The 268-nt window shown below is 63.1% G+C and carries 1 protein-coding gene; it reads left to right on the top strand.

The features are described 5' to 3' along the window. Window positions 1-268 (top strand): hydantoinase B/oxoprolinase family protein (locus NDO48_RS29265; RefSeq protein ID WP_267322926.1); only part of this gene is annotated, 268 nt, incomplete at both ends.

Genomic DNA, 268 nt, shown 5'->3' with positions numbered 1-268 from the left:
ACGCGCCTGCGCCTGATCCCGTTCTCGTCGAGATCGTGGCCGGCTACCTCGCAAGCGTCGAAATGGAAGTGGAGACGGCCATTTCGCGGACGTCGCGGTCACCGATGATTCGTGACGCCCACGATTTCCGCGCCGGAATTCACGACCGCAATCTGCGCAAGCTGACGGGGCGTTCCTACTCCGCGCTGGTGCATCCGGTGGCTCGCGACTTCCCGCTCGAGACCATGAAGCCGGGCGACGTCTACTTCCACAACGACGTCTATCTCTC

Source organism: Aminobacter sp. MET-1 (assembly GCF_026521175.1).
Classification (GTDB): Bacteria; Pseudomonadota; Alphaproteobacteria; order Rhizobiales; family Rhizobiaceae; genus Aminobacter.
The sequence above is the reverse complement of the archived record's forward strand: the minus strand, read 5'-3'. Positions and strand labels throughout refer to the sequence as shown.